The 19,502-nt window shown below is 71.1% G+C and carries 17 protein-coding genes; 6 read left to right on the plus strand and 11 right to left on the minus strand.

Going from position 1 to position 19,502, the window contains the following annotated elements:
- Positions 1-11: 11 nt before the first annotated feature.
- The 4 genes from ACWD4O_RS06410 to ACWD4O_RS06425 form a co-directional block, all read right to left on the minus strand.
- Positions 12-722, minus strand: coding sequence for a DUF2567 domain-containing protein (locus ACWD4O_RS06410; protein ID WP_451277988.1), 711 nt, complete (start codon positions 720-722; stop codon positions 12-14).
- Between the two features lie 34 nt (positions 723-756).
- Positions 757-1,581 (minus strand): ABC transporter permease, encoded by an 825-nt coding sequence (locus ACWD4O_RS06415; RefSeq protein ID WP_451277990.1) that lies wholly within the window; start codon positions 1,579-1,581, stop codon positions 757-759.
- A gap of 115 nt (positions 1,582-1,696) precedes the next feature.
- Positions 1,697-2,671: an ABC transporter ATP-binding protein gene (locus ACWD4O_RS06420; RefSeq protein ID WP_451277992.1), complete on the minus strand. Its 975-nt coding sequence runs from the start codon at positions 2,669-2,671 to the stop codon at positions 1,697-1,699.
- A gap of 108 nt (positions 2,672-2,779) precedes the next feature.
- Complete coding sequence (locus ACWD4O_RS06425) at positions 2,780-3,997, minus strand: NYN domain-containing protein (protein ID WP_450946677.1); 1,218 nt, start codon at positions 3,995-3,997, stop codon at positions 2,780-2,782.
- 222 nt (positions 3,998-4,219) lie between these two features.
- Here ACWD4O_RS06425 and ACWD4O_RS06430 point away from each other — a divergent pair, with 222 nt between their 5' ends.
- Entirely contained in the window at positions 4,220-4,384 is a 165-nt protein-coding gene (locus ACWD4O_RS06430; protein WP_351910977.1) for a hypothetical protein, read from the plus strand.
- 91 nt (positions 4,385-4,475) lie between these two features.
- Here ACWD4O_RS06430 and dnaE read toward each other — a convergent pair whose 3' ends face one another.
- Positions 4,476-8,015, minus strand: coding sequence for a DNA polymerase III subunit alpha (gene dnaE, locus ACWD4O_RS06435; protein ID WP_451277995.1), 3,540 nt, complete (start codon positions 8,013-8,015; stop codon positions 4,476-4,478).
- 203 nt (positions 8,016-8,218) lie between these two features.
- Between dnaE and ACWD4O_RS06440 the strand changes: the two genes are divergently transcribed.
- The 4 genes from ACWD4O_RS06440 (at position 8,219) to ACWD4O_RS06455 (ending at position 13,014) form a co-directional block, all read left to right on the plus strand.
- Complete coding sequence (locus tag ACWD4O_RS06440) at positions 8,219-9,544, plus strand: DUF2252 domain-containing protein (RefSeq protein WP_451277997.1); 1,326 nt, start codon at positions 8,219-8,221, stop codon at positions 9,542-9,544.
- Positions 9,545-9,667: 123 nt separating this feature from the next.
- Positions 9,668-10,360 carry a hypothetical protein gene (locus ACWD4O_RS06445; RefSeq protein WP_451277999.1) on the plus strand — a complete coding sequence of 231 codons (693 nt, stop codon included), beginning with the start codon at positions 9,668-9,670 and terminating at the stop codon, positions 10,358-10,360.
- Positions 10,361-10,440: 80 nt separating this feature from the next.
- A complete protein-coding gene (locus ACWD4O_RS06450) occupies positions 10,441-11,253 on the plus strand; it encodes a thioredoxin domain-containing protein (protein ID WP_451278001.1) in 813 nt (270 codons plus the stop codon).
- 81 nt (positions 11,254-11,334) lie between these two features.
- Positions 11,335-13,014 carry an alkaline phosphatase D family protein gene (locus ACWD4O_RS06455; protein WP_451278003.1) on the plus strand — a complete coding sequence of 560 codons (1,680 nt, stop codon included), beginning with the start codon at positions 11,335-11,337 and terminating at the stop codon, positions 13,012-13,014.
- 58 nt (positions 13,015-13,072) lie between these two features.
- Here ACWD4O_RS06455 and ACWD4O_RS06460 read toward each other — a convergent pair whose 3' ends face one another.
- Positions 13,073-13,642: a dienelactone hydrolase family protein gene (locus tag ACWD4O_RS06460; RefSeq protein ID WP_451278005.1), complete on the minus strand. Its 570-nt coding sequence runs from the start codon at positions 13,640-13,642 to the stop codon at positions 13,073-13,075.
- Between the two features lie 97 nt (positions 13,643-13,739).
- Here ACWD4O_RS06460 and ACWD4O_RS06465 point away from each other — a divergent pair, with 97 nt between their 5' ends.
- Complete coding sequence (locus tag ACWD4O_RS06465; protein ID WP_451278007.1) at positions 13,740-14,873, plus strand: mechanosensitive ion channel family protein; 1,134 nt, start codon at positions 13,740-13,742, stop codon at positions 14,871-14,873.
- 3 nt (positions 14,874-14,876) lie between these two features.
- Here the strand turns inward: ACWD4O_RS06465 and ACWD4O_RS06470 are convergent, their stop codons facing one another.
- The 5 genes from ACWD4O_RS06470 to lspA all read right to left on the minus strand — a co-directional run bounded on the left by ACWD4O_RS06470 (position 14,877) and on the right by lspA (position 19,461).
- A complete protein-coding gene (locus tag ACWD4O_RS06470; protein ID WP_451278009.1) occupies positions 14,877-15,617 on the minus strand; it encodes an SDR family NAD(P)-dependent oxidoreductase in 741 nt (246 codons plus the stop codon).
- Positions 15,618-15,688: 71 nt separating this feature from the next.
- Positions 15,689-17,275, minus strand: coding sequence for a Na+/H+ antiporter (locus tag ACWD4O_RS06475; RefSeq protein WP_451278011.1), 1,587 nt, complete (start codon positions 17,273-17,275; stop codon positions 15,689-15,691).
- A gap of 66 nt (positions 17,276-17,341) precedes the next feature.
- Positions 17,342-17,833: a GNAT family N-acetyltransferase gene (locus ACWD4O_RS06480; protein WP_451278013.1), complete on the minus strand. Its 492-nt coding sequence runs from the start codon at positions 17,831-17,833 to the stop codon at positions 17,342-17,344.
- A complete protein-coding gene (locus tag ACWD4O_RS06485; RefSeq protein WP_451278015.1) occupies positions 17,830-18,774 on the minus strand; it encodes an RluA family pseudouridine synthase in 945 nt (314 codons plus the stop codon). The genes ACWD4O_RS06480 and ACWD4O_RS06485 overlap by 4 nt, the downstream gene beginning before the upstream one ends.
- A gap of 90 nt (positions 18,775-18,864) precedes the next feature.
- Positions 18,865-19,461, minus strand: a complete 597-nt coding sequence (gene lspA / locus ACWD4O_RS06490) for a signal peptidase II (protein WP_451278017.1) — start codon at positions 19,459-19,461, stop codon at positions 18,865-18,867.
- Between the last annotated feature and the right edge of the window lie 41 nt (positions 19,462-19,502).

Consider the following 19,502-nt stretch of genomic DNA (forward strand, 5'->3'; position numbering starts at 1 on the left):
CGTGAACCGCCTCAGGCCGTCGGCGCCCCGTACCCGTCCTTGGGCGCAGTCCCGTGCGCCGCGTACGGATCGGGATCCCGGGGCCCGAACAGCGACGTGAGCCCCAGATGCACCACCAGGGCGGCCAGCGACCACGCGAGCAGCGCGCCCTTCGCCCCCAGCTTCAACGGCGCCGAGAACGTGACGCCCTTGCCCGCCGACTGCGCGTGCGCGATCACATCGGACTCGGGCCCGAGCCACACCCCCAGCCGCCAGGCCAGCAGCGACCCGAGGAACCCGCCGAGGGCGAGCGCGACCACCGCCGGCACTCCACCACGCCGCCGCCAGGCGAACACGGCCAGCGCGCTCACGGCGCCGCACGCCAGGGCCAACAGCGTGAACGTTCCGTCCACCCCGATCGCCTGCTCCCCCTCGGTGTCCTTGAAGTAGACGACCCAGCTGCCGTCCACCACGTCACCGACGAGCGGCACCTTCGGCGCCAGCCACACCCACAGCAGCCCGAGCGCCACCCCGACGAGCGCGACGACCACCGTGATCACGGCGGCTTCCCGCAGTTCGGTCTTCATCCCGGGCCCGTCCTGTCCGTACGAGACGTCGTGGGGCACGGCGGCCACCCCCGCGTACCCTCCGGACGACGGCTCCGGAGCGGACGGCGGCGGCGGCCAGGCTCCGTGCGGAGAAGATTCGTGCGGCGGCGGAGGCGGAGTCAGCGGTGCGGTCACTCTGACATCGTGCCAGGCCCGGCTGTGCGGCGCGTCACCGGACGGCGGCCCGGCGATACGCCCAGGTGGCGACGGCCAGCGACACCACGCCGACACCCGCGCAGACGGCGAGGTCGCCCAGCACGAACGCCCAGTCGGGACTGGCCCGGAAGGTCCGCGCGAACGCCTCGACCCCGTATGTGGACGGCAGCAGATCACGGGCGAAGCGCACCGCCTCCGGCATCCGGTCCGGCGGCAGCACGCCCAGCAGCAGCGCGGCGGACATGCCGAGCTGCCCCAGCACGGTGGCCAGCTCCGGTCGCGGCGCGAGCAGCCCGAAGGCCGCGCCGAGCCCGGACAGCGCGGCGCCCGCCAGTGGGATGACGAGGGCGAGCACCCACAGATGCGTCAGCGGCAGCCCGAACAGCACGCACCCGAACACCGCCGTCACCAGGGTCCCCGGCACGGTGAACGACGCGTACGCCCCCGCCGCCCCCAGCACCACGGCCGCGGGCGGCACCGGCAGCGTCGCGTAGTGATCGAGCCCCCCGCTGGCCCGCAGCTGTCCGAAGTACTGCGCGAGCAGGTTCAGCGCGACGAAGGCGACGACGAGCACGGCGGACCCGGCCACCACGGCCTCCGCCTCGCGCCCGCCGTCCACGACGCCCCGCATCATGATCAGGATGCCGACCGACTGGAAGGTCGCCACGAACAGCAGCGGGATGCGTGCCACCCGCGCGCGGGACAGCTGGGCCCGGTAGACGGCCACGAGCGACGGCCACAGCCGTGCGCGGGGCGCCAGCTCGGCGGCGGCGCCGCGGACCGGCTCCGTCACGGTCCGGGCGCTCCCCGGCAGAACCTCGGCGGGTACGACACTCACGTGGCGTTGCTCCTCTTCCCTACGGTTCTCATACCGTCCCATACGGCCCCGGCGGCCCGCCCACTCACCTCGGCGCCTCTCGGTCTCGCCGCTCGCGTCCCGCTCATCGCCCCGCTCACGCCCGTACCAGCCCCTGTCGTGCCGCCCCGCCCAGCGCCAGGTAGACGTCCTCCAGGCTCGGGGTGGCCAGGGTGAAGTCGTCCAGGGCGGCGAAGGCGGCGCCGCCGGTCACGGTGGCGACGATCGCCCGGGCCTCGTCGGGGGCCAGCCGCAGCGTCCAGCGGCGACCGGACTCCACGGCCCGCTCGCGCAGCGCGGCGACCTCGGGCACGTCCAGCGGCGCCCGCTCGCGCCACACCAGCTCGACCCGCACCTCGCCTGCGACCTGCTCCTTGAGCCCGGTGGGGGTGTCGCAGGCGATGACCCGGCCCTGTTCGAGCACGGCCACCCGGTCGAGGACGGTCTCGGCCTCGATGACGTTGTGGGTGACGAGCAGCACGGTCGTCCCGCGCTCGGCCCGCCGCCGGTCCACGGCGGCCCACACGGCCCGCCGGGCGACCGGGTCCATGCCGGTGGTCGGCTCGTCCAGCACCAGCAGGGGGCGCTCCCCCACCAGCACGGCGGCGAAGCAGGCCAGTCGCCGCTGTCCGCCGGACAGCTTGCGCAGCGCCCGTCCGGCGAGCGGCGTGAGGCCCAGCTCGTCGAGGACGTCGTCCCGCTCCCGGCGCGCCGCGCGGACGTCGAGCCCACGCAGCCTGCCGGTGGTCTCGGCGGCGAGGGAGACGGTGAGCTCGTCGAGGGCGGTGGACTCCTGCCCCAGGTAGGCGAGGATGCGCGCGGCCCGCTCGGGGTGGCGCACGATGTCGTGCCCGAGGATCTCCACGCTGCCCGAGTCGGGCCGCATCAGACCGGTCATCTGGCGTACGAGGGTGGTCTTGCCCGCGCCGTTCGGCCCGAGCAGGCCGAAGATCTCACCGCGCCGGATGTCGAGCCGTACGTCGTCGGTGGCCCGGACCGCCGGCGTCGCGGGAGTGCCGCGCCGGCCCCGGACCGCCGGATACGACTTGGTCAGCCCGCGTACGGCACACACGACCTCGTCCCTGTGCCGCATTGCCGGTGCCACGCGCGTACTCACAAAGGACGAGACTACGGGGTCGGGGACCCCCGCTCGCCGTCGGGGGCGTTCCCGACGTCCGGTTCAGTCCGCGGCCGGAGCGTGTTCGGCGGCCGTCCGCACATCGATCTCGCGCCAGAAACCCGCCCGGATGGCGTACCGGTCGTGCTCGTCGATCTGGTCGTCCTTGTGCGCGAGCAGACCGAAGCGGGCCGCGTATCTGAGCAGCTCGCCGTCGATGCGGTGCGGGATCCGCGGGTACATGCCGGAGAGCTTCTGCAGATGGCCCTGGTCGCCGAGGCGGCCCATCCACCGGCGGGCGAAGACCTGCCCCACCTCGTAGGGGTCCCCGCCGACGGTCGTGATGTCCTCCTCGCGGTCGGCCCACCGCTGCTCCGCCGTGGTGACCTGGGCGAGCGTCGGCATCGAGGCGACCTCGGAGGGCTCCGGGGCGACCCCGGGGCGGTCGACCCAGCCCTTGTCGGAGGACCAGCGCAGGGTCGCGGTGGTGGGGTGCTGGACGGCCTGGGCGCCGGGCGCGCGCAGGGCGGCCAGGTCCTTGGGGGTCGGTACGCCCTTGGGGGCGGGGACGCGCTCCTGCGCGCCGTTCTCCGAGGCGGCGGCGGAGGGGTGCTCGGCCTCCTCGGCGGTCCGCTCGGCGGCGGGGGCGAGGCCGGAGTCGGGCAGCGGCGCGGAGAGGATCGCGGCGATCTCGGGCCGGGGCACGGGCGGCGGCGCGCAGATCCCGCCGAGGTCCTTCGCGCGTACGGCCTTGGTGATCCAGGTGCGGTCCAGGACCCGTCGTTCGTCGGCCTCGGCGACGAGGTCCTCGGACTGGTTGTAGTCGCCGTCGGCGGCCTGGACGGCCCACAGGTGGACGGCGACGCCGTGCTCCTTGGCGGCCATCATGCCGGGCAGCAGATCGCCGTCGCCGGTGACGAGGACGACGTCGGAGCAGGCGCGGTTGCGGGCCAGCTCGGTCAGCTCGGCGTGCATCGCGGCGTCGACGCCCTTCTGCGCCCAGCGGCCGTCACTGCGGGTCAGCGCGCCCAGCCGGACCGTCACCCGGGGCATCACGCGCAGCCTGCGGTGTTCGGGCTGCGGGACGCGGTCCGGGGCGCCGTCGAACCAGTAGATGCGCAGCAGCGGCCGCTCGGTCTCGGACTCGGCCTGTTCGCGCAGGCCCTGGACGAGAGCGGCGTGATCGACGGTGATCCGGGATCGCGAGGGCTCTCCGGCGAGGAGACTGGCGGCGGCCCCCAGCAGATACCCGGCGTCCACCAGGACGATGCAGCGGTCCACGACTCACCCTCTTTCCGGGAGGTTTGCTTCGGGCTTCCTTCGAGTCTGCCCGACCATGCGGAGGTTAACGGCCCGAACTCGATCTTCGGCGTGGCGTTTCGGGCGCTTGCGCTGTGACAAACCCTGTTACAGACGGTAATTATCCGAAATGCGCTGTAAGTCAGCCTATGTGACTCTGGTCGCGGACCTGGCCCCTCGATCCCCCACAGGAGGCAGATCACCATGGCCAAGCACAAGAAGCAGGAGCGTAAACAGCCGCAGTCCGAGCGCGGCCAGCAGGCGGCGCAGCAGTCCTCGATGCAGGAGCAGGCCGAGCAGCGCATCTCCCAGGTGACGCCCGCCGATGTCGCCCGCAAGGGCCGGCAGAAGCGCTTCGGCCACAACTGACGTCAGCACTGCGGGCTGTTGCAGCCCGGGCACACCGAGGGGCGCATCCGATACCGGATGCGCCCCTCATGGTTCACGGGTCCGTGCGGCCTCAGCCCGCCAGGCAGGACGGGCCGAGCAGCACCTTCAGGTCGCCGAACAGAGCGGGGTCGGGCTTGACCCGGTGCCGGTCGAGCCGCAGGACGGTCGTCTTCGTCGGGCCCTGGAGCCTGATGCGGACCTCGCTGTCACCCCTGTGGTGGGTGAGGATCTCCCCGAGGCGGTTGATCATCGGCGGGGTGACCCGGGTGGCCGGGATGGTGAGGATCACGGGCGCGTTGGTGCCCGCGTTCGACAGATCCGGGACCTGGAGCTCCATCGCGACCAGCCGCGGCACGTCCTCGCGCTTGTCGAGGCGGCCCTTGACGAAGACCACGGCGTCCTCGACGAGTTGGGTCGAGACGAGTTGGTAGGTCGCCGGGAAGAACATGCACTCGAGGGAGCCCGCGAGGTCCTCGACGGTGGCGATCGCCCAGGCGTTGCCCTGCTTGGTCATCTTGCGCTGGAGACCGGAGATGATGCCGCCGATCGTCACCACCGCGCCGTCCGCGTGCTCGCCTCCGGTGAGCTGGGCGATGCCGGCGTCGGCCTTGTCGGACAGCACGTGCTCCAGGCCGAACAGCGGGTGGTCGGAGACGTAGAGGCCGAGCATCTCCCGCTCCTGGGCGAGCAGATACGTCTTCTCCCACTCGTCGGTGGTGAACTCGACGTCGAGTCCGAAGCCGGGCTCGCTGGTCTCTTCCTCGCCCATGCCGCCGAACAGGTCGAACTGGCCCTCGGCCTCCTTGCGCTTGACCGCGACCACGTTGTCGATCATCGGCTCGAACTGCGCGGTGAGGCCCTTGCGGGTGTGCCCCAGGGTGTCGAACGCGCCCGCCTTGATCAGCGACTCCGTGGTGCGCTTGTTGCACGCGACCGCCTCGACCTTGTCGAGGTAGTCGGGGAACGAGCCGTACTTGCCCTTGGCCTTGCGGCTCCTGATGATCGACTCGACCACGTTCGTGCCGACGTTGCGCACCGCTTCGAGGCCGAAGAGGATCACGTCGTCGCCCTGCGCGGCGAAGTTGTGCACCGACTCGTTGACGTTCGGCGGGAGCACCTTGATGCCCATGCGCCGGCATTCGTTCAGGTAGACGGCCGACTTGTCCTTGTCGTCCTTGACCGAGGTGAGCAGTCCGGCCATGTACTCGGCGGGGTGGTTCGCCTTGAGGTAGGCGGTCCAGTACGAGACCAGGCCGTACGCGGCGGAGTGCGCCTTGTTGAAGGCGTAGCCGGCGAACGGGACCAGCACGTCCCACAGGGCCTGGATGGCCTCGTCGCTGTAGCCGTTCTTCTTCGCGCCGGCCTGGAAGATGGTGAAGTTCTTCGCCAGCTCGTCGGGCTTCTTCTTGCCCATCACGCGGCGCAGGATGTCGGCCTCGCCGAGCGAGTACCCGGCGATGATCTGGGCGGCCTTCTGCACCTGCTCCTGGTAGACGATCAGGCCGTAGGTGACGGCCAGGACCTCTTCCAGGGGCTCCTCGAGCTCCTTGTGGATCGGGGTGATCTCCTGGAGCTTGTTCTTGCGCAGCGCGTAGTTGGTGTGCGAGTCCATGCCCATCGGGCCCGGACGGTAGAGCGCGGAGACGGCGGAGATGTCTTCGAAGTTGTCGGGCTTCATCAGGCGCAGCAGCGAGCGCATGGGGCCGCCGTCGAACTGGAAGACGCCGAGGGTCTCACCGCGCTGGAGCAGTTCGAAGGTCGTCGGATCGTCCAGCGGCAGGGCCAGCAGGTCGAGGTCGATGCCCTTGTTGGACTTCACCATCTTGACGGCGTCGTCCATGATCGTCAGGTTGCGCAGGCCGAGGAAGTCCATCTTCAGCAGGCCGAGCGACTCGCACTGCGGGTAGTCCCACTGGGTGATGGTCACGCCGTCCGTGTGCCGCACCCAGATGGGGGCGTGGTCGACGATGGGCTCGCTGGACATGATCACGCCGGCCGCGTGCACGCCCATCTGCCGGACCAGGCCCTCGACGCCCTTGGCGGTGTCGATGACCTTCTTGACGTCCGGCTCGTTCTCGTACATCGAGCGGATCTCGCCGGCCTCGCTGTAGCGCGGGTGCGAGGGGTCGGTGATGCCGTTGAGATCGATGCCCTTGCCGAGGACGTCGGCGGGCATCGCCTTGGTGAGGCGGTCGCCCATCGCGTACGGGTAGCCCAGCACGCGCGCGGAGTCCTTGATGGCGTTCTTCGCCTTGATCTTGCCGTAGGTGCCGATCATGGCGACCTTGTCGGCGCCGTACTTCTCGGTCACGTACCGGATCACCTCGACGCGCCTGCGCTCGTCGAAGTCGATGTCGACATCGGGCATGGAGACGCGCTCGGGGTTGAGGAACCGCTCGAAGATCAGACCGTGCGGGATCGGGTCGAGGTCGGTGATGCCCATCGCGTAGGCGACGATCGAGCCGGCCGCGGAGCCTCGGCCGGGGCCGACCGCGATGCCCTGGTTCTTCGCCCACATGATGAAGTCGGCGACGACGAGGAAGTAGCCCGGGAACCCCATCTGGATGATGACGTCCATCTCGTACTCGACCTGCTTCTGGCGGTCGTCGGGGACGCCGCCGGGGAAGCGGCGGTTCATCCCGAGGCGGACCTCCTCCTTGAACCAGGTGACCTCGGTGAAGCCGTCGGGGATGTCGAACTTCGGCATGAGGTTCTTCGCCTCGAACATGCCGGCGGTGTCGATCTGCTCGGCCACCAGGAGGGTGTTGGCGCAGCCCTCCTGCCAGGCGTCCGAGGAGTCGACGGCGTACATCTCGTCCGTGGACTTCAGGTAGTAGCCGGTGCCGTCGAAGCGGAAGCGGTCCGGGTCGGAGAGGTTCTTGCCGGTCTGGATGCACAGCAGCGCGTCGTGCGCGGTCGCCTCGTGCGCGTACGTGTAGTGCGAGTCGTTCGTCACCAGCGGCGGGATGCCGAGCTTCTTGCCGATCTCCAGGAGGCCGTCGCGGACCCGGCTCTCGATCTCGATGCCGTGGTCCATCAGCTCCAGGAAGTACCGGTCCTTGCCGAAGATGTCCTGGTAGTCGGCGGCCGCCTTGAGCGCCTCCTCCTTCTGGCCCAGGCGCAGCCGGGTCTGGAGCTCGCCGGAGGGGCAGCCGGTGGAGGCGATGAGCCCCTCCGACCACTGGGAGATGGTCTCCTTGTCCATCCGGGGCCACTTCTGCAGCCAGCCCTCGGCGTACGCGTCCGAGGAGAGCCGGAAGAGGTTGTGCAGGCCCGTCGCGTTGGCCGCCCAGATCGTCTTGTGGGTGTAACCGCCGGAACCGGAGACGTCGTCGCGCTTCTGGTGCGGCTGGCCCCACTGGATCTTGCGCTTGTTGCGCCGCGACTCGGGGGCGACGTACGCCTCGATGCCGATGATCGGGGTGACTCCGGCCTTCTTCGCGGTGTGGAAGAAGTCGTACGCCCCGTGCAGGTTGCCGTGGTCGGACATGGCGATATGGGTCATGCCCATCTCGTTGCACGCGTCGAACATGTCCTTCAGCCGCGCGGCACCGTCCAGCAGCGAGTACTGGGTGTGGACGTGCAGGTGCGTGAACGGCGGTTTTGACACGGCGTGGCCTCCATGGAAAACACTGGGCGACGGGCTGGCGGACAGTCCGGGGGTCAGCGTCGAAGTCTAAGCCTCGCCACTGACACCCGGGCCCGTTCACCGCGTACCTTCACCGGAGGGAAACGGGCACTCCCGCGTACCTTCGACCGTTGGAGACGGCAGAGACGCTGTCGTACATGCACTGCACCAGGAGGCACCCAGCGATGTCGGTTCCGCAGCTCAGCGACGAGCACCGCGGCGAGGAGATCCTCGCCGTCTTCGACACCGCGTTCGGCGAGCTCCTGGCCGCCGACCCGGCCGCGTTCCGCGTGAAGTTCCGGAAGATGGCGGCCTCGGCGTTCGCGTTCTACCGCGGCACGGCGGGCCTCTTCTACCACGACCTCGACGCGGAGAAGCGGGGCGGCCCGTTCCTGGACGAGCGCACCTCGCGCGTGTGGATCCACGGCGATCTGCACGCGGAGAACTTCGGCACGTACATGGACTCCACAGGGCGGCTGAACTTCAACGTCAACGACTTCGACGAGGCCTACGTCGGCCCCTTCACCTGGGACCTCAAGCGCTTCGCCGCGTCGGTCGCCCTCATCGGGTACGCGAAGGCCCTCAGCGACGAGCAGATCAGCGAGCTGGTGGAGGTGTACGCGGGCGCGTACCGCGAGCGCATCCACGCGCTGGCCACCGGCGCCAAGAGCGACGAGGTGCCGCCGTTCACCCTGGACACGGCCCAGGGCCCGCTGCTCGACGCGCTGCGCGACGCCCGCTCGCTGACCCGCTTCGGGCTGCTGGACTCGATGACCGAGATCCGCGACTTCGAACGCCGCTTCGCGTCGGGCGGCGGCTCCATCGAGCTGGACGCGGCCACCCGCTACAAGGTCCTCGCCGCCTTCGACGGCTATCTGGAGACGCTGCCGGAGACCTCGCTGGCCCGCCCCGACTCCTACCGGGTGAAGGACGTCGTGGGCCGCCGCGGCATCGGCATCGGCTCGGCCGGACTGCCGTCGTACAACATCCTCCTGGAGGGCCACAGCGACGCCCTGGAGAACGACGTCGTGATCTACATCAAGCAGGCCCAGACCCCGGCCGTCTCCCGGCACATCACCGACCCGTCGATCCGCGACTACTTCCGGCACGAGGGCCACCGCACGGTGATCTCCCAGCGTGCCCTGCAGGCCCACGCCGACCCGTGGCTGGGCTGGACCGAGCTGAACGGCGCGGGCCAGCTCGTCGCCGAGGTCTCGCCGTACGCGGTCGACCTGGACTGGAGCGACATCGACGACCCCGACGAGATCGCGGGCGTCGTCGCCGACCTGGGCCGGTCCACGGCCACGATGCACGCGGCGGCGGACGCCACCTCCGGCGAGTCCCTGGTGCCGTTCTCCACGGAGCGGGCCATCGACGCGGCGATCGCGGCCGACGAGGAGGGCTTCGCGCCCCTCCTGGTCGACTTCGCGCACTCCTACGGCGCCCGCGCGCGGGGCGACCACCAGATCTTCCTCGACCTCTTCCGCAACGGCCGGATCCCCGGCCTCTGAAAACAGACCACTGAAAACAGACCACTGCGCACAGGCCTTCGACAACAGGTCGCTAACAGTCGGCGTTCTCACAGGCATCCTTTAGGGGTCTCCTACAGGAGCGCGTGACACACTTCCCCCGCTATGGACATATCCGGGACCCGCCTCAGAGCCGCGCGCGCGGCGCTGTTCACGGCACTCGTCGTGACGCTCAGCACCGCGTCGCACGTGCTGCTGTCGCGGGCCCCGCTGCCGCTCAACACGGTGGCCGCCGTCGCGGCCGCCGTCTTCGCCCTCGCGTACGCCCTCGCGGGCCGCGAGCGCGGCTTCGGGCGGATCGCCGCCCTGCTGATCCCGCTGGAGCTGGCGGCCGACACCGTCTTCACCACCGGCCAGCACGTCTGCTACGGCCGTGCGGGCGGACCGGTCGCCGGCCCGCTGGCCTCGGTCGGCTGGGACGTGCTGTGCGGCGACGGCACGTCCGTCGGCACACCGCTCGCCCAGGTCACCGGCGCCGACACCGACCGGCTCGGCGGGGTCCTCGCGCACGCCGACCCGGCGACCGCGTGGCTGCTGCTCGGCGCGCACCTCTGCGTCGGTCTGATCGCCGCCGCCTGGCTGCGCCGGGGCGAGCGGGCGCTGGCCCAGCTGCTGCGCGCGGCGACCGCGACGACCTTCCGGCCGCTGCTGCTGGCCGTCGCCGCCGTGACCGTACGCCGCGCCCCGGCCGCCCGCCGCCTGCCGCGTCCCGTGCGCCGTACGCCCACCGTCCGCGAGCGGATCCTCGTGCACTCCCTGGGACGGCGTGGACCGCCGTGCTCGGTCGCCACGGCCTGAGCACGCGGCACCCCACAGATCAGTCCCCACACGAACTTCCGCGCACCAGCTGTGCGCGTCCCCCTTTGGAGAACACCGACATGAGCAAGCGGAACAGCGCGGCAGCGAAGACGGCGGCCCGGGAGCGGCTGCGCATCGAGCGTGAGCGCGAGGCCAAGCGGGCCAAGGTCAGGCGGCAGATCATCGTCGCCTGCTCGGCGGTCGGCGTGCTGGCCGTGGCGGGCGGCATAGGTTACGCCGTCGTCCAGGCCAACCAGCCCAGCTACTGGGACGAGGCCGCGAAGGACAAGCTGGTCGCGCCGGCCAACACCACCGGCAAGAACGGCCTGACCGTCGTCATGGGCAAGGCGAGCGCCAAGAAGACCCTCGTCATGTACGAGGACCCGCGCTGCCCGGTCTGCGCCCAGTTCGAGCAGACCGTCGGCGCGACGGTGAAGAGCGACTACGACGCCGGCAAGTTCAAGATCCAGTACGTCGGCGCGACCTTCCTCGACCGCAGCCTGACCGGCGAGGGCTCCAAGAACGCGCTCAGCGCCCTGGGCGCCGCGCTGAACGTCAGCCCCGAGGCGTTCCTGGAGTACAAGACCGCGCTGTACTCGGCGAAGTACCACCCCGAGGAGACCGACGACAAGTTCAAGGACGACTCCTACCTGATCAAGGTGGCGGACACGGTCGCGGCGCTGAAGGGCAACGCCAAGTTCCAGAGCGCCGTGAAGGACGGCACCTACGACAAGTGGGCGCTGGAGATGTCCAAGACGTTCGACAAGAGCGGGGTCACGGGCACCCCGACCCTGAAGATGGACGGCAAGACGCTGACCGACTCCGGCGGGCAGAACGCCCCGATGACGGTCGCCGACTTCACCACGGCGATCGACGCGGCCCTCAAGGCCTGATCCGACGCTCTGACGAAGAGCGGGCGAACTTTTGGGAGTTCGCCCGCTCTTCGGTCGTACTGGTCAGTAATCTGATCGCCCGTGACCAGTCGATACAGATCATCCGAGAGCGCCGGCACCCCGTCAGAGCGTGCCGGCTCACTGTCGCCGCGCCGCCGTACGGTCGTCAAGGCGGCCGCGGCCACCGCCGTGCTGGCCGGCCCGCTCGTCGCCGCGCTGCCGGCCCGCGCCGCCGACGCCCCCGCCTTCCTGCACGGCCTCGCCTCCGGCGACCCGCTGCCCGACGGGGTCCTGCTGTGGACCCGGGTGACGCCCACCGCCGAGGCGACGCCCGGCTCCGGGCTCGGCCCGGACACCGAGGTGAGCTGGGTCGTCGCCCGGGACAAGGCGCTGACGAACATCGTCGCCAAGGGCTCCCTCACCGCCACCGCCGCGACCGACCACACCGTCAAGGCCGACCTCCGGGGCCTTGCTCCCGCCACCGACTACTACTTCCGCTTCTCGGCCGGCGGCACCGACTCCCCGGTGGCGCGCACCCGCACCGCGCCGGCGGCGGACGCCGCCGTGCCGGGTCTGCGGTTCGGCGTGGTCTCCTGCGCCAACTGGGAGGCCGGCTACTTCTCCTCGTACCGCCACCTCGCGGCCCGCGGCGACCTCGACGCCTGGCTGCACCTCGGCGACTACATATACGAGTACGGCACCGGCGAGTACGGCGCCCGCGGGACCGTCGTCCGGCAGACCTCGCCCGCGCACGAGATCCTCACGCTCGCCGACTACCGCACCCGGCACGGCAAGTACAAGACGGACCCGGACCTGCAGGCCCTGCACGCGAAGGCGCCGGTCGTCGCGATCTGGGACGACCACGAGTTCGCCAACGACACCTGGTCGGGCGGCGCGGAGAACCACACCGAGGGCGCCGAGGGGGCCTGGACGGCCCGTCAGGCGGCCGCCAAGCAGGCCTACTTCGAGTGGATGCCGGTCCGCCCGGCGATCGCCGGCACCACCTACCGTCGGCTGCGCTTCGGCAAGCTGGCCGACCTCTCCCTGCTGGACCTGCGCTCGTTCCGCTCGCAGCAGGTCGCCGTCGGCAACGGCACGGTCGACGACCCGGACCGGACGCTCACCGGGCGCGCCCAACTGGACTGGCTGAAGTCCGGGCTGAAGGCCTCCGACACGACCTGGCGGCTGGTCGGCAACTCGGTGATGATCTCCCCGTTCGCGATCGGCTCGCTCTCCGCGGACCTTTTCAAGCCGCTCGCCAAGCTGCTCGGCCTGCCGCAGGAGGGCATCGCCCTCAACACCGACCAGTGGGACGGCTACACCGACGACCGCCGCGAGCTCCTCGCGCATCTGCGCTCCAACGCCATCGGCAACACCGTCTTCCTGACCGGCGACATCCACATGGCGTGGGCCAACGACGTGCCGGTGGACGCGGGCACCTACCCCCTTTCGGCCTCGGCCGCCACGGAGTTCGTGGTCACCTCGGTGACCTCCGACAACCTGGACGACATCGTGAAGGTCCCCGAGGGCACCCTCACCGCGATCGCCTCCCCGATCATCCGGGCCGCCAACCGGCACGTCCACTTCGTCGACACCGACCGCCACGGCTACGGCGTCCTGGACATCACCGCCGAGCGCGCGCAGATGGACTACTACGTGCTGTCCGACCGCACCAGCGCCACCGCGACCTCCTCCTGGTCCCGCTCGTACCGCACGCGCAGCGGCACGCAGAAGGTGGAGCGCACGTACGACCCGGTGTAGCCGCCCGTCACACGGTTTCGCCCGTCACACGGTTTCGCCGGTCACAGGGTTTCGCCGGTCACAGGGTTTCGAGGAAGCCGAGCGCCACCCGCCAGGTGGCCTCGGCGGCCTCCTCGTCGTAGTCGGGCAGGTCGGGGTCGGTGTACAGGTGCCCGGCGCCCGCGTACCGGTAGATCTCCACGTCCGCGCCCGCTCTGCCCATCTGGAGATACCAGGCGCTCAGCCAGTCGTCGGTCTCGAACGGGTCCGGCTCGGCGACGTGCAGCTGCACCGGCAGGTCGGGCGCCGAGACGTTCGGCGCGAGGTCCGAGGTGCCGTGCAGGAGCAGCAGGCCGCGCGCCTCGGCGTCGCCGAGGGCGAGGGTCTGCGCGATCGACGCGCCCAGCGAGAACCCCGCGTACACCAGCCCGCGCTCCGAGTAGGGCGCGGCGGCCAGGACGGCTCTTCTCAGCAGCTCGTCCTTGCCGATCTTCTCGTTGTGCGCCATGCCCTCCTCGACCGTGTCGAACGTGCGCCCCTCGAAGAGGTCCGGGGTCCACACCTCGTGGCCGGCGGCGCGCAGCCGGTCCGCCGCCGCGCGCACCGCGGGCCGCAGGCCGTAGGTCGAGTGAAAGAGCATGATGTTCATGCGCCCATGGTGCCAGCCGGCACTGACAACGCCGTGCGCACGGTTCTGCACGGAAGTCACATGTTCAAGGCCCCTCCAGCCGGTTACGTTCGAGGGCATGGAGAACCTGCTCCGCCCTGTGATCGTGGTCGGCGGCTCGGTCGTACTGACGCTGCTCATCGGCTGGGCCACCGACCTGCTGCTGCGCAAGGCCGACGCCCGGCACGGCGGTACGTCCCTGTGGGGCCTGCTGCGCCGCGCCCGGATCCCCTACCAGCTGGTGCTGTGCGCGGCGCTGCTGAGAGGCTCGTACGACCAGGCTCAGCTGCTGGAGAACCACCGGGTCGGCGTCGGCAGGCTGCTCACCCTGGTGCTGATCGGGTCGGCGGCCTGGCTGACGATCAGGATCGCCGGGGCGGTCGTGGAGACGTCGTACTCGCGCTACGCGCGCGCCCAGAGCGATCCGGCCCGGGTGCGGCGGGTGCGGACCCAGGTGTCGCTGATCGTGCGGGTGGTGTCGGCCGTCGTAGGCGTGGTGGCGGTGGCCGCGATGCTGCTGACGTTCCCCGCCATGCGGGCGGCGGGGGCCTCGCTGCTGGCCTCGGCCGGGATCCTCGGCATCGTCGCCGGTGTCGCCGCCCAGTCGACGCTCGCCAATCTCTTCGCCGGTCTGCAGATCGCCTTCGGCGACATGGTGCGCATCGGCGACACGGTCGTGGTGGACGGCGAGTGGGGCACCGTCGAGGAGATCACCCTGACCTTCCTGACCGTGCGGACCTGGGACGAGCGCCGCATCACCATGCCGGTGTCGTACTTCACCTCGAAGCCCTTCGAGAACTGGTCGCGCGGCACCCCGCAGATGACCGGCATCGTCTACTGGCACGTCGACCACGCGGCGCCGGTGGACGCGATGCGCGAGAAGCTGCGCGACATCCTGCGCGAGTGCCCGGCCTGGGACGGTCGCGCCTGCGGCCTGGACGTCACGGACACCACCCCGAACACCATGGAGGTACGGGCGCTGGTCACGGCGAAGGACGCGGACGACATCTGGAAGGTGCGGGTCACGGTCCGCGAGCAGATGATCCGCTGGCTGTCGAAGGAGCACCCGTACGCGCTCCCGAGGGTCAACACCGCGGACGCGGCCCTGCCCCCGGGCCGCCTCCCGGGCCAGGCCCAGTCCCCCTCCGCGTCGTCCGCCTCCCCCGACGGCGCTCCCCGCCGCGCCCACGAGCCGCCGCGGACGGGCCGCTGAGCGTCAGTTGCCCCGCTCCGCGCCCCCGTTGACCTGGACCACCTGTGAGGTGACGTGCCCGGCGCCCGGGGAGGCCAGCCAGTGCAGTGTGGCGGCGATGTCCCCGGGGGTCCCGGCCCGCCCGGTGAGGGTCTCGCCGACGAGCCGCTCGCGCCGGGCGGGGTCGATGGCCTCCCCGAAGAATCCGGTGTCCTCGACATACCCGGGGGCGACGACGTTCACGGTGACGCCCCGCGGCCCCAGCTCCCGGGCGAGATCACGGGCGTACGGGTGCAACGCGGCCTTGGCGCCGCCGTACGCCCCGCTGCCGGACCCCCGGTAGGCGGCGATGGAGCCGACGAACAGGATCCGACCGCCGGGCGCTGCCAGCCGGTCCTTCAGTGCCTCGGTGAGCAGGGCCGCCGAGAGGGTGTTGTTCCGGAAGTTGACGGTCCAGTCGTGCGCGACCCGGTCGAGCGGATCGTCGCTGCCGCTCGGGGGCTCCAGATGCCCCGCGCCCCCGGCGCTGTGGACGAGCACGTCGACGGTCCCGAGCTCCTCCCCGACGAACCGGGCGAGCCCCCGCACCTCCTCCGGCTCGCTCAGGTCGGCGGCGTAGGTCAGCGCCCCGTCCACCCCGGCCTTCGCCAACACGTCCGCCCGCCGCCCGAGGAGCAGCACCCGGTCCCCGTCCGCCGCGAAGGCCTGCGCCGCCGCCAGCCCGATTCCCGTACCGCCACCACTGATCACCACATTGCGTGCCATGCCCCGAACGTAACCAGACGCATCGACGGAGATCGTCGCGGTTTACACGACCGCCATGAACGCCGGGGAGATCACCGAAGGCTGCGCACGTCCAGGTGCCGCAGGACGCGGTCGACGATCTCCGGATCGGCGCCCGGCTCGCTGCGGGCCGCCACCACCTCGTGGCGGGCCGCGCTGAGCATCTCCCCCTGGATGCGGCGCACCCGCTTCAGCCTGCGCACGCGGTGCTCGTGCCCCTCCAGCCGCTCGTCCTCGGCGACGTCCGGACTGATCCGCAGCCCGATGTCGAAGGCCCGTCGCAGCATCTGCTCGGAGAGCTCGTCCGACAGGTCCTCCTCGGCCTCGATCTCCCGCAGCCGTCGCTTCGCCGCCTTCGCCGCCCGCACGGCCAGTTCCTTCTCGAACGCCTTCTCCCGGTCGGTGTCCGCCCGCACGCCGAGCCGCTTCACCAGCCACGGCAGGGTCAGTCCCTGCAGGACCAGCGTCGCCATGATCACGCCGAACGCGATGAAGATGATCTCGTTCCGGTCGGGGAAGGCCGTCCCCTCGTCGGTCTTCAGCGGAACGGCCAGCGCCAGCGCCACCGAGGCCACCCCGCGCATCCCCGCCCACCACATGACGACGGTCTCCCGCCAGTTCGTCGGAATGTCCTCGAGGTGGTCCTGCCGGGCATGCAGCCGTTGCGTCAGCCAGGTGGCCGGCAGCAGCCACAACAGCCGTACGACGACGACCACGGCCACGATCACGCCGGCCCACCCGAGCATCTCCTGCCACCGCCCGGACGCCGTCCGGATCGCGATGTGCAGCTCCAGGCCGATCAGCCCGAACGCGACGCCCGTGACCAGCGTGTCGATGATGTCCCAGAAGCTGTGACCGGCCAGCCGGGTCAGCACGTCGTCGGGGTCGGTGGCGTACTCGGCGAGGAACAGCGCGGTGGTCAGGACGGCCAGCACGCCGGAGCCGTGGAACTCCTCCGCCAGCACATAGGCGGCGTACGGCACCAGGAGGGTCAGGCCGATCTGCAGCGTCGTGTCGCCGAGGACGTCCAGGAGCTTGTTCGCGCCCCAGCCGAGCACCACGCCCACCGCCAGCGCCACGACGGCGGACAGCACCAGGTCGAGTCCGGCCTGCCACGGCGAGAACGTCCCGCTCACGGCCGCCGCGATCGCGACGTGGTACAGCACGATGGCCGTCACATCGTTGAAGAGCCCCTCGCCCTCCAGGATGGACACCAGCCGGCGGGGCAGCCCCAGCTGTCCGGCGACGGCGGTGGCGGCCACCGGGTCGGGCGGCGCCACGAGCGCCCCCAGCGCGACGGCCGCGGCGATCGGCAGCCCCGGCACGATCGCATGGGCCACGGCGGCCACGCAGACCGTCGTCACGAACACCAGTGCCACGGCGAGCAGGAAGATCGGCCGCACGTTCGCCGCGAACTGCCGCCAGGACGTCCGCCGCACCGCCGCGTACAGCAGCGGCGGCAGCAGGAGGGGCAGGATCAGCTCCGGCGGGATCTCCACGTTGGGCACGAAGTCGAGCACCGCGAGGACGATCCCGAGGAGTGTCATGAGCACCGGCGCGGGCAGCCCCAGCCGGTCCCCGACCGGGACGCTCACGACGGCCCCGAGCAACAGCACGAACAGCAGGGCCAACTGATCCACGGTCAGCGCTCCGATCTAGACGATCAAAGACATCCAGACCTCCAGCGTCGCACGCGGCGCAGCGGGCTAGAGAGAACGCCGCATGGACCTGTGCGGAATACCCGCGTCCGGGAACTCCGGCCCGTACGCCTCGTAGCCGAGCCGCTCGTAGAAGCCCAGCGCGTGCGTCTGCGCGTGCAGGTCCACCGCCGCGAGCCCGCGCGCGCGTGCCGCCTCCTCGATCGCCCGCACCAATGCCGCCCCGACGCCCAGCCCGCGCGCCTCGCGGGTCACGGCGAGCCGCCCCAGCGAGCCCACCGACAGATCGCCGGCGGTCCTGGCCGCGGCCGCCTCGCCGAACAGCAGCCGCCCGGTGCCGAGCGGCACGCCGTCCTCCCGGACCGCCAGCACATGCACCGCGTCGGCGTCGTGCGTGTCGTACTCCAGGTCCTCGGGCACGCCCTGCTCGCCGACGAAGACCTCCTTGCGCACCGCGAAGCAGGCCTCCCGGTCGGCGAGGTCGTCGGCGACGCGCACCGCGTACGCGCGCGTGCCGCTCGTCCGACCCGTCCCGCTCATCCGTAGGTCTCCTCGCGGACCTGGTCCAGGGCCTTCTGCAGGTCCTCGGGGTACTCGCTGGCGAACTCCGCCCACTGCCCGTCCCCGGGGTGCTCGAAGCCCAGCCGCACGGCGTGCAGCCACTGCCGGGTCAGGTGCAGCCGCTTGGAGAGCGTCGGGTCGGCGCCGTACGTGAGGTCGCCGACGCAGGGGTGGCGGTGGGCGGCCATGTGGACGCGGATCTGGTGGGTGCGGCCGGTCTCCAGCTTGACGTCCAGGAGAGAGGCCGCACGGAAGGCCTCTATCAGGTCGTAGTGCGTGACCGACGGCTTGCCCTCGGCCGTGACCGCCCACTTGTAGTCGTGCTGGGGGTGCCGGCCGATGGGCGCGTCGATGGTGCCGCTGGTCGGGTCGGGGTGGCCCTGGACGAGCGTGTGGTAGCGCTTGTCGACCGTGCGCTCCTTGAACTGGCGCTTCAGCGACGTGTACGCCCGCTCCGACTTGGCGACGACCATCAGCCCGGACGTGCCCACGTCGAGCCGGTGCACGATGCCCTGGCGCTCGGCGGCGCCGGAGGTCGAGATGCGGTAGCCGGCCGCGGCCAGCCCGCCGATGACGGTGGGGCCGCTCCAGCCGGGCGACGGGTGCGCGGCCACGCCGACCGGCTTGACGATCACGACGATGTCGTCGTCGTCGTGCACGATCTCCATGCCCTCGACCGGTTCGGCGACGATCTGCACGGGTGCCGGGGCCTGCGGCATCTCGACCTCCAGCCAGGCCCCGCCGCTCACCCGCTCGGACTTTCCGACCACCGAGCCGTCGACCGAGACCTTCCCCGCCGCGGCGAGCTCCGCGGCCTTGGTGCGGGAGAAGCCGAACATGCGGGAGATGGCGGCGTCTACGCGCTCGCCCTCCAGGCCGTCCGGCACGGGCAGGGTACGGATCTCGGGAATCGTGCTCACCCGTCGAGTATGCCGGACAGCTCCGACACCCCCGGCCACTCGCCGCCCGGCCGGCCGTCCGCCGCTCGCCCACGAGCCCTCGGCGAGCCCTCAGTCCTTGTGGACGGTCCCGTCCGGGTCCAGGCCCTTGAAGGACAGCAGCACGATCAGGATGCCGCCGCAGACGATCGCCGAGTCCGCGAGGTTGAAGACCGCGAAGTGCTTGGGCGCGATGAAGTCCACGACCGCGCCCTCGAAGACGCCCGGCGCACGGAAGATCCGGTCGGTGAGGTTGCCCAGCGCGCCGCCCAGCAGCAGACCCAGCGCGATCGCCCAGGGCAGGCTGTAGAGCTTGCGGGCCAGCCGGGCGATCACCACGATCACGGCCGAGGCGATCACCGTGAAGATGATGGTGAAGGCCTCCCCGAAGCCGAAGGCCGCGCCCGCGTTGCGGATGGCCTCGAACCGCAGCCAGTCCCCAATGATCTCGATCGGCGCGTGGTGCTCCAGCTTGGCGACCACGATCATCTTGCTGACCAGGTCGAGCACGTACGCGAACGCGGCCACGGTGAACAGCACGGCGATACGGCGCTTGCCCTTGGGCCGTGCCCCGCTGCCCTCCTGCTCGCCCGCGCCGGACGACTCCTCCGGCTCGGAACCCGCTTCTGGGGTGTCCGGCGTACCGATGACGCGCTCCGCCTCTGCCACGTGAGTCCCTCAACCTAGGTACCTGACTGAGGACGAGGGTA

The organism is Streptomyces sp. NPDC002623 (genome assembly GCF_053592635.1).

Bases quoted from the DNA above. Each gene is read 5' to 3' on its own strand.
- ACWD4O_RS06430 (WP_351910977.1), top strand. From the start codon at position 4,220: ATGGCCAAGCACAAGAAGCAGGAGCGTAAACAGCCGCAGTCCGAGCGC.
- ACWD4O_RS06440 (WP_451277997.1), top strand. From the start codon at position 8,219: ATGTCGGTTCCGCAGCTCAGCGACGAGCACCGCGGCGAGGAGATCCTC.
- ACWD4O_RS06445 (WP_451277999.1), top strand. From the start codon at position 9,668: ATGGACATATCCGGGACCCGCCTCAGAGCCGCGCGCGCGGCGCTGTTC.
- ACWD4O_RS06450 (WP_451278001.1), top strand. From the start codon at position 10,441: ATGAGCAAGCGGAACAGCGCGGCAGCGAAGACGGCGGCCCGGGAGCGG.
- ACWD4O_RS06460 (WP_451278005.1), bottom strand. From the start codon at position 13,642: ATGAACATCATGCTCTTTCACTCGACCTACGGCCTGCGGCCCGCGGTG.
- ACWD4O_RS06465 (WP_451278007.1), top strand. From the start codon at position 13,740: ATGGAGAACCTGCTCCGCCCTGTGATCGTGGTCGGCGGCTCGGTCGTA.
- ACWD4O_RS06470 (WP_451278009.1), bottom strand. From the start codon at position 15,617: ATGGCACGCAATGTGGTGATCAGTGGTGGCGGTACGGGAATCGGGCTG.
- ACWD4O_RS06480 (WP_451278013.1), bottom strand. From the start codon at position 17,833: ATGAGCGGGACGGGTCGGACGAGCGGCACGCGCGCGTACGCGGTGCGC.